Origin of the sequence: Inquilinus limosus MP06 (assembly GCF_000767795.1) — a bacterium.
In the GTDB taxonomy this organism is placed as follows: domain Bacteria; phylum Pseudomonadota; class Alphaproteobacteria; order DSM-16000; family Inquilinaceae; genus Inquilinus; species Inquilinus limosus_E.
Map to the genome: position 1 here is coordinate 1 of NZ_JANX01000251.1, position 8637 is coordinate 8637.

Here is an 8637-nt window from a genome sequence, read left to right on the forward strand (position 1 = left end):
GCCGGCGCCCGCGGCCCGATCTATGCGGCGCTGGCCGGCGACCTGGCGGTCGCGGCCACGAAATCGGCAGCCGCGGCCTGGACCGGCGGCTCCGCCATGCTCAGCGAGGCGATCCATTCCGCCGTCGATCCCGGGAGGCTGATGAAGGCCTATCCGGGCATCACCCGCGTCTTCCTGCGGCCCAGCCCACCCTCGACGCCGCCGGGTCCCTGACAAGTCCGCTACCCGGCAACGCCGGTCTGCTGGCGAAGATGGTCTCGAGCCCGGCCGAGGCGGGAGCGGACGGTGCCGATCGGAATGTGGAAGGCGTGCGCCGCCTCCTCATAGGAATCGCCGTTGATCGCGACCGCCTCGACCAGCTCACGGTGATGCCGCTGCAGGCCGTCGATGGCCTTGCCGAGCCGGATAAGGTCGAGGACATCCTCCTGGCTCGGCGGCTGCGGCCCGTCGAAATCCTCGGCGGGGACCGCGATCAGCCGGCCACGGCGCTCGAACTGCGACAGGAACACCCGCTTCATGACCACGGAGAGCCAGCCGGCGATGTTGGTGCCCGGCGTCCAGAGATGGAACTTGTTGTAGGCGCGCAGCAGCGTGTCCTGCAGCAGGTCCTCCGCGTCCGCCCGGTTCCGGGTCAGCGATCGCGCATAGCGCCGAAGCTCGCAGATGACGGGGGCGACGACGGTCGTGAAATCGGCGCGGCCCGAGGCGCAGTCCTGGTCCGGCATGGAATTTCCCTTCAAGGCTTGAGCCGCCGGCCGTCTCTTTCAGCGAAGCGGTTCGTGGCGGCAACTTATTCGAGGAACATAAGAACAAACCTCGAATCGAAAACTTCGTTCCGATATTTAATTTATTAGCAAATGATAGACTTTATCTTGGATAACAAATGTTTATCTGACGCCTTTTTCTGCGACCGATCACGAGGAGTAAAGAATTCGCCGGAACCGCCTCAGGCATCCCCGCATTCAGCAGGAAGACCCCACCATCCGATGGATCGCAGCGCCATGACCGTCATCCGCCTTCCCGATCGCCAGCGTCCCGAGCCTGAGCATGTGTCCTGCGACCAGTGGGGGCGTCCGATGTTCCGCTTCGTCGTCGAATACCCGCATCTGCGGACGCAGTCGGGGATGGAACGGGTCTGGACCGCGACGATCTGGGCCTATGACCAGGAGGATGCGGAGGCGCGCCTCGATGCGATCCGCGCCTCCGGCCGGTTGGCCGGTCAGGTTCTCGAAACGGGGGCTTGGTGACGGGAGGCGTTGCGGGCTCGGTCAGGCCTGCGGCTTCGCCTCCGGCTTGAGCCGGCCGGGTTCGTGCCGGCCGAAGGTCCCGAAGGCCTAATCCCGCTTCCGAGCGGGCCGGTTTTGACGGCCGGGTTCCCGGCCATCGCCTCGCACCCGCCCGGGAACGCGACGCGCTGGACGGCCATTGGCACGGCAGACGCCGAGGGCGGGAGCCGCAGACCATGCCGGAGCAGACGAACAGGACACATCCGACGACGCAGCAGCTGCTGCGCGACATCAACCGGGGCCTGACCGGGGACAAGATCGCGGCCCAGGATCCGGCCGCGGCCCCGCTCGGCACCGATGACGAGGCGGCGGGAATGCCGCCCTCCCCGGAGGAGGTCGGCGATGCGCGCGAGCGCGAGGCGATCGGGCGCCCGCCGGACATGTCGCTCATGCGGGGCGATCAGGGCGTCGATCGCCGCCGGGCGCCGGGAAGCCTCATGCACGTCTCGGCGCTGGCGGCCGTCCTGGCGCTGCTGCTGGCCGTGGCGCTCGCCCTCGGCCTGCTGGGGCTCGCCTGACCGCGGCGAAGACCCGAGGTCCGAGGCAGGCCGTTCAGCGGGGATCATTCGAGGAGGTATGGTCATGGCATCCTGGAACGGCACCTGGCGCAACCAGTACGGCTCGATCGTCGTCATCGAGGACGACAGCGGCGGCGTCATCCGCGGCAGGTTCCGCACGGCCCTGGAGGACAGCAGCTTCTTCGGGCAGGACGTTCCGATCCGCGGCGCCGCCTGCGGCGACGTCATCGGCTTCACCGCCGCCGCTGACGGAAGGGCCGGACCGGCCGCAGTCAGCTATACCGGGCTGCTCAGGGACGGCAAGATCGAGACCCTCTGGCACACCGTCGCCGGTCGCACCCTGACCGCGACCAGGGAAGGCGCGCCGGCCGAGATCCGGGAGGTCGGGGCCTGGCGCGCCTTCGGCACCAGCCTCGACACGTTCGAGCGCGTCGGCTGAGCCGTCGCGTCAGCGCGGGAGCAGGCTCCGCGCCGCGGCGACCACCGCGTCGGGCGCCTCCCGCGGCACGAAATGGCCGACATCCTCGAGGACCGTGCGCTCATAGCCGCCGCGGAAGAAGCTGTCCTTGCCGGCAGAGGTCTCCGGCAGGTTGTCGCCGTCCCGGGCGCCATGCAGCACGATCGTCGGGATGCCGATCGGCGGCGACCTGGACAGCCGGTCCTGCAACGCCTCATGCTCCGGCGCGCCGGTCGCCTCGCCCCAGCGCTGCAGATAGGCGTGGATGCTGATCGGCGCCCAGTCGGGATTGTCCCAGGAGGCGGCGCTGGCCTGGAATTCCTCCTCGGCAAAGCGCCAACCGGGTGACCAGCTTTCCCAGAGATAGCGGCACAGGCGCCGCCGGTCGGCCTCCATCGCCTCGCGCCCCGCCCTCGTCGCCACCAGCCACTCGTACCAGTAGGCCTTGGCCAGCTCGTATGGCATCTCGCGCACCGGCTGGCCGGTCGCATAGCCCGCCGACATCGCCACCAGGCCCCGCAGGCGCTGCGGAAACGCTGCGGCGACGGCATAGCCGGCCCGGGCGCCCCAGTCATAGCCGACGACCAGCGCATCACGCAGGTCGAGCCCGTCGATGAAATCGGCGAGATCCTGGCCGAGCGCCGCGATGGCGCCGCTGCGCATCGTTCCGGCGGACAGGAACCTCGTCGGGCCGACACCGCGCAGATAGGGCGAGAGGACCCGGTACCCGGCATCCGCCAGCTGCGGCGTGACCCGATCCCAGCACCGGACATCGTCCGGCCAGCCATGGGCCAGGACGACCGGCATGCCGTCGGCGGGGCCGGCTGCTTCGAAGGCGATGTCGAGATGGGACGTCCTCAGCTGCTGGATCGTCGGCATGAGGAGCTCCTGATCGCGAGCGCGCAGGGCGCCGGGGTCGGCTTTAGCGGACGTTCGGACGGGAAATCCCGCCCAGCGCCTCCCCGGCCGCGCCGTCACCCGTCATCGCGACATCGCCGAGCGAGAGAATGCCGACCAGCCGCTTGTCGCGGTCGACCACCGGCAGGCGGCGAAGCTGGACATCGCCCATATTGTGGCTGACCTCGCCGAGATCCTGGTCCGCGAAGCAGTATTTGACGTCACCGGTCATGACGTCGGCGATCCTGGCCTCGGGGCCCAGCCCCTTCGCCACGCCGCGGGTGGCGATGTCGCGGTCGGTGATCATCCCGACCAGGCGGTCGTTGTCCCCGACCGGCAGGGCGCCGACGTCCAGGCTGGCCATCGCCTGGGCGGCCTCCCGGATCGTCTCGCGGGGGTTCGCGACATGCACGTCGCGCGTCATCGCGTCGCTGACTCTCATGCGAGCCTCCTCACTCTGGAAGGCAGGACGGCCGGATCTCATGCCACGGAAGCTCCGGCCGGCCTGCCGGGCTGAAGATGCCGTCGGCCCGCGCTCACGGGCGTCGAGCCATCTTCACGAGTCAATGGAACTGATCCGCATCGGTTCCGGAGGCGCCCCGAAACTCAGGCGCGGCGAGCCAATACCGCAAAGATCAAAGACCGGAACCGCTATTACTTATCAAATGATAAAAATTGATCAGTGATGCGATGCGGCTCGTTGCCTTTCGCTGCAGCAGCCTCTACCGTCCTCGATGCTGTCGATCGCACCTTATTGATGGCGAACGACGATGGCTTCGACAGAGGGACGCCGCATGGGTGGTGGTCTGCCGGACTCCGCCGAACCCGAATTCCGGGTGACGCGGTTCAAGCTCGGGCGGCTTGCCGACGAGCTGCAATGGCAGGCGCTGCTGCGGACCCTCCCGGTGGCGGTCTATATGACCGATGCCGAGGGGTGGATCACCTTCTGCAACGATGCCGCGATCCGGTTGTGGGGCCTGGCTCCGGAGATCGGCAAGGCGCGGTACAACGGCGCGTGGAAGCTGTTCCGGCCGGACGGCACCCCGCTTCCCCATGACGAGGGGCCGCTGGCGCTGTCGTTGCGGGAGCGGAAGCCGGTCCTGGGAGTGGACACGATCGCCGAGCGGCCCGATGGCAGCCGGGTGCATTTCATTCCCTATCCGACGCCGCTGTTCAGCGCCACGGGCAGGCTGACCGGCGCGGTCAACATTCTGATCGACATCACCGGCCGATACCAGGCCGAGCTGACCGCGCAGCGCCTGGCAGCCATCGTGGAATCCTCCGATGACGCCATCCTGGCGAAGGATCTCGACGGCATCATCACGGCCTGGAACGCCGGCGCGCAGAAGCTGTTCGGCTATGCCCCGGAGGAGGTGATCGGCAAGCCGATCACGATCCTGATCCCGCTCGACCGGCATGACGAGGAACCCCGCATGCTCGCCCGGATCCGGGCCGGCGAGCGCATCGGCCGGTTCGAGACCGTGCGGCGCCGCCGGGACGGCACCCTGGTCGAGGTCTCGCTGTCGGTATCGCCGGTCAAGGATGCCGACGGCCGCATCGTCGGCGCCTCGAAGATCGTGCGCGACATCACCGAGCAGCGGCGGGCCCGGGAACGGCAGGTGCTGCTGCTGCGGGAGATGAGCCACAGGGTGAAGAACCTGTTCACGCTCGCCGGCGCCGTGGTGACCCTCAGCGCCCGGTCCAGCGCCTCGGTCGAGCAGCTGACCGAGGCCGTCCAGAGCCGGCTCGGCGCCCTCGCCCGGGCGCATGAGCTGACCCTGGCCGACATCGGGCGCGAGAAGGCCGCCACCCCCACCTCGCTGCACGCGCTGGCCCGTACCATCGTCTCGCCTTATGAGGAGGCGCCGGGACGGCGGGTGGCGATCTCCGGGCCTGACCTCCCCGTCGAGGGTCATGCCGTGACCGGCCTGGCGCTGGTGTTTCACGAGTTCGCGACCAACGCGGCGAAATATGGTGCCCTGTCCATGCCGGACGGGCAGGTGCGGATCGCCGTCGCGGTCGAGGCGGAGCGGCTTCGCCTGGACTGGCTGGAACGCGGCGGGCCGCCGATCGAAGCGGCGCCCGAGACCTCCGGCTTCGGCACCTGGCTGGCGGACGGCACGATCAAGGGCCAGCTGAAAGGGGAGTTGAGCCGGCGCTGGCATCGCGACGGGCTGGTCATCGGGATCTCCTTGCCTCTGAGCCAGCTCGGCTCGTCATAGGAATCCGCAGGCCATGCCGGTGTCGGCCGGCATGTGCAGGAAGAAGCGTTCGAACGCTTCCAGCCCGCCGGCCGAAGCCGTGCATACCATGGGGCTCGCCCCGGTCGGGCCGGTCGGAACCCTGGAGGCGGCGATCGCCCTCGCCGAGACGCAGCATCTCGACGGTGCCCTGCTCGATGTCAGGCTGCGGCGCGGGATGCGGGTCTAGCCGGTCGTCGAGATCCTGTGGCGCCGCCGGATTCCGTTCTGCGTCATGACCGCCTATTCCGACGACCAGATCGAGGGCATGCCCGCGGAGGCCGTCCTGCGTCCCCGACAGACGGCAAGCAGGACAGCTGGCTCCGGCTTGACCACCCGGCTTGAGCCCCTTGCCGTTCCTTCCGGTGCCTGGACTGGTCCGGGTCGGGGCCTTGCCCTGAGCTTCTAACCTCCTGATCGGTTGAAAAACGCGATCTGCCCCTCCATTCGGAGGGTGACGCCTCCTGGCGCCGATGGTCGTATGGCGAGCCCACCGCGGTCCGGCCGCGGCCCGGGACGCGCCCACTCCCGGATGCGCGCGCATCGGTCCTGACTCTCCCCGCCGATCCGGTTCGGCGGGACACCCCGGATCGCGGAGCGTGCTGTTTGCGGGCCGGGAGTGGGCGTCGACCCTCTCGCGATTTCAACCGAACGGATTTCACCCATGGCCACCTATACCGGTACCGAAGGCGCCGACACGCTGATCGGCGACGGCGATACCCTGTACGGATTCCGCGACAGCCTCTACGGCCTCGGCGGCAACGATACCCTCTATGGCCGCCTGGCCTCCGATTTCGTCCTCGGCGGCGAGGGCGCCGACCGGGTCGACGGCGGCTTCCAGGGCGACGTGCTGATGGGGGATGACGGCAACGACACCATTCTCGGCGGTTCCGGCACCGACACCGTCACCGGCGGCGCGGGCGCCGACTACATCCGCGCCGGCACCGGCAACGACATCCTCATGATCGACGACCTGGCCGACGCCGTCGGCGACCAGATCGACGGCGGGCTCGGCTTCGACATGCTCATGCTCGACTACTCGGCCCAGGCGACGCGGGTGTCACTCAGCGCGGTCGACCCGGCCATCGGCCGCACCCTGCCGATCGGCGCGGTCATCCTGGGCATCGAGCAGTTCTATGTCACCGGCACCGATTTCGCCGACGGGATGGCCGGCGGCCGCTGGACCGACCTCTTCCTCGGCGGCGCCGGCAACGATGTGCTGATGGGCGGCGGCGGCGCCGACCAGCTGGACGGCGAGGACGGCAACGACATCCTGGAAGGTGGTGACGGCTTCGACGTGCTGACCGGCGGAGCCGGCGCCGATTCCGCGCGCGGCGGTAATGGCTGGGATTTCATCTGGGGTGATGAAGGGGCTGATTCCCTGGCCGGCCAGTCCGGGAACGACACCATCAACGGCGGCGATGATGCCGACGTGATCGACGGCGGCGAGCAGAACGACACCCTGTCGGGCGATACCGGCGACGACAGGCTGATCGGCGGCAATGGCGACGACATCCTGGAGGGCGGCCTCGGCGCCGACCTGATCTATGCCGGGGCCGGCAACGACACCGCGATGGTGGAGATCGGCCAGGGCGCCGACCAGATCGACGGCGGCGCCGGCATCGACCGCCTGATGGTCACGGGCGTCACCGGGAACTTCATCGCCGAGGCCCCGACGGTGCTCGGCCGGCTGTCCGACGGCACCCGCTTCGTCGGCTTCGAGGCCTATTCGATCACCGGCACCGCCGCCGCCAACGGCTTCCGCGGCCATGCCGGGGACGACGTGCTGGAGGGTGAAGGCGGCAACGACACGATCGGCGGCATGGCCGGAAACGACGTTCTCGACGGCGGCACCGGCGTCGACCTGCTGGACGGCGGCGACGGCGACGACATGCTGATCGCGGGCAATGGCGGCGCCGACACTCTTCGCGGCGGCGCGGGAATCGACATGGTCGAGATCGACCGCGGCGACGCCTCCGCCGGGCTGACCTTCGCCTTCGCCGGCCGCACCGCCACCCTGTCCGACGGCACGGTGATCAGCGACGCCGAGATCTTCGACATCACCACCGGCTCGGGCAACGACAAGCTCACCGCCGGGGCGGCGCTGCAGGTCAGCTTCGACGGCGGCGCCGGCAACGACACCCTTACCGGTGGCGTCGGGGCTGATGTCCTGGACGGCGGCGCCGGCAACGACACGGTCACCGGCGGCGACGGCGACGACACACTCCGCGACGGCGACGGCATCAACGTCCTCAATGCTGGCAATGGCGACGACGAGATCGATGTCGATATCAAGACCGCCGGCGCCGACACCACCATCGCCGCCGGCGCCGGGGATGACGAGATCTACGTCACCATCAACGGCACCGGCCCCACCGTGGTGGTCCGCATCGATGGCGGTGCCGGCACGGACTACGCCTGGATCGACCGCAACGACCTCAATGTCGATATGAGCTTCACGCTGTCGGCCGACACCAAGCTGGCGAATGGCGGCGTCATCCTGCGCAATGTCGAGCGCGTCCATATCGAGACTGGGTCGGGCAACGACCGGCTCACCGGCGGCGCGCTGGACGACGAATTCAAGGCCTTCGCCGGCAACGATGTGCTCTCCGGCCTCGGCGGCAACGACACGCTCTTTGGCGGCGAGGGGGCCGACACCCTGTCGGGTGGCGACGGCGACGACGTGCTCTGGGCCCGCGACGGCCTCGCCGACGCCTCCGCCGACACGCTGGACGGCGGCGCAGGCAACGACGATCTGCACATCAACAAGGGCGACACCGCCGCCGGCGGTACGGGTAACGACCGGGTCTTCGTCGACTTCTGGGAGGAGACGGCCGGGGTGACTTTCACCTTCGGCACCGGCACGGTGAACGTCAACGCCACCACCCGCTTCAGCGGCATGGAATCGCTGGAGTTCGAGGGCAGCCGCGGCAATGACACCGTCACCGGCGGCGCGCTGGCCGACCGGCTGGAGGGCAATGGCGGCAACGACATCCTCCGCGGCGGCGCCGGCGATGACATGCTGTCCGACGGGGCCGGCGCCGACCAGCTGGACGGCGGTGCCGGGAATGACAACTTCACCCGCGAGGACGGGGCCGGCCGGGCCGTCGACCGCTTCGTCGGCGGCGACGGCATCGATACCCTGTCCTTCCAGGGCGACATCAACCTGTCCGCCATCGTCGACCTGGCCGACAACAGCCGGAACGACGGGCTGGCGAAAGGACTGATCCTGTCGGGCT

Annotated in this window: 8 protein-coding genes and 2 pseudogenes; 7 read left to right on the top strand and 3 right to left on the bottom strand. The window is 69.2% G+C overall.

Annotated elements, in window-relative coordinates:
* Nucleotides 1-213, top strand: a pseudogene (locus P409_RS41405) (hypothetical protein); the annotation flags it as partial.
* An 8-nt stretch (nucleotides 214-221) separates the two neighbouring features.
* Here P409_RS41405 and P409_RS18860 read toward each other — a convergent pair.
* Entirely contained in the window at nucleotides 222-725 is a 504-nt protein-coding gene (locus P409_RS18860) for an RNA polymerase sigma factor (protein ID WP_052120919.1), read from the bottom strand.
* Between the two features lie 276 nt (nucleotides 726-1001).
* On the opposite strand from P409_RS18860, the gene P409_RS18865 reads away from it, so the two are divergent.
* The 3 genes from P409_RS18865 to P409_RS18875 all read left to right on the top strand — a co-directional run bounded on the left by P409_RS18865 (nucleotide 1002) and on the right by P409_RS18875 (nucleotide 2243).
* Nucleotides 1002-1247, top strand: a complete 246-nt coding sequence (locus tag P409_RS18865) for a hypothetical protein (RefSeq protein WP_152613436.1) — start codon at nucleotides 1002-1004, stop codon at nucleotides 1245-1247.
* 215 nt (nucleotides 1248-1462) lie between these two features.
* Nucleotides 1463-1804, top strand: a complete 342-nt coding sequence (locus tag P409_RS18870) for a hypothetical protein (protein WP_052120922.1) — start codon at nucleotides 1463-1465, stop codon at nucleotides 1802-1804.
* A 64-nt stretch (nucleotides 1805-1868) separates the two neighbouring features.
* The gene (locus P409_RS18875) at nucleotides 1869-2243 is read left to right on the top strand and encodes an avidin/streptavidin family protein (protein ID WP_034841399.1); all 375 of its coding nucleotides are present in this window, start codon (nucleotides 1869-1871) and stop codon (nucleotides 2241-2243) included.
* A gap of 9 nt (nucleotides 2244-2252) precedes the next feature.
* On the opposite strand, the gene P409_RS18880 is transcribed toward P409_RS18875, so the two are convergent.
* Nucleotides 2253-3140, bottom strand: coding sequence for an alpha/beta fold hydrolase (locus P409_RS18880; protein ID WP_034841378.1), 888 nt, complete (start codon nucleotides 3138-3140; stop codon nucleotides 2253-2255).
* Nucleotides 3141-3183: 43 nt separating this feature from the next.
* On the bottom strand, nucleotides 3184-3600 hold the full coding sequence (locus tag P409_RS18885) for a CBS domain-containing protein (RefSeq protein WP_034841382.1): 417 nt from the start codon (nucleotides 3598-3600) through the stop codon (nucleotides 3184-3186).
* Between the two features lie 328 nt (nucleotides 3601-3928).
* On the opposite strand from P409_RS18885, the gene P409_RS18890 reads away from it, so the two are divergent.
* From P409_RS18890 to P409_RS18900, 3 genes and pseudogenes are all read left to right on the top strand, one after another.
* Entirely contained in the window at nucleotides 3929-5380 is a 1452-nt protein-coding gene (locus P409_RS18890) for a PAS domain S-box protein (protein WP_202964722.1), read from the top strand.
* A 13-nt stretch (nucleotides 5381-5393) separates the two neighbouring features.
* A complete protein-coding gene (locus P409_RS18895) occupies nucleotides 5394-5588 on the top strand; it encodes a hypothetical protein (protein ID WP_034841386.1) in 195 nt (64 codons plus the stop codon).
* A gap of 474 nt (nucleotides 5589-6062) precedes the next feature.
* Nucleotides 6063-8637, top strand: a pseudogene (locus tag P409_RS18900) (hypothetical protein); the annotation flags it as partial.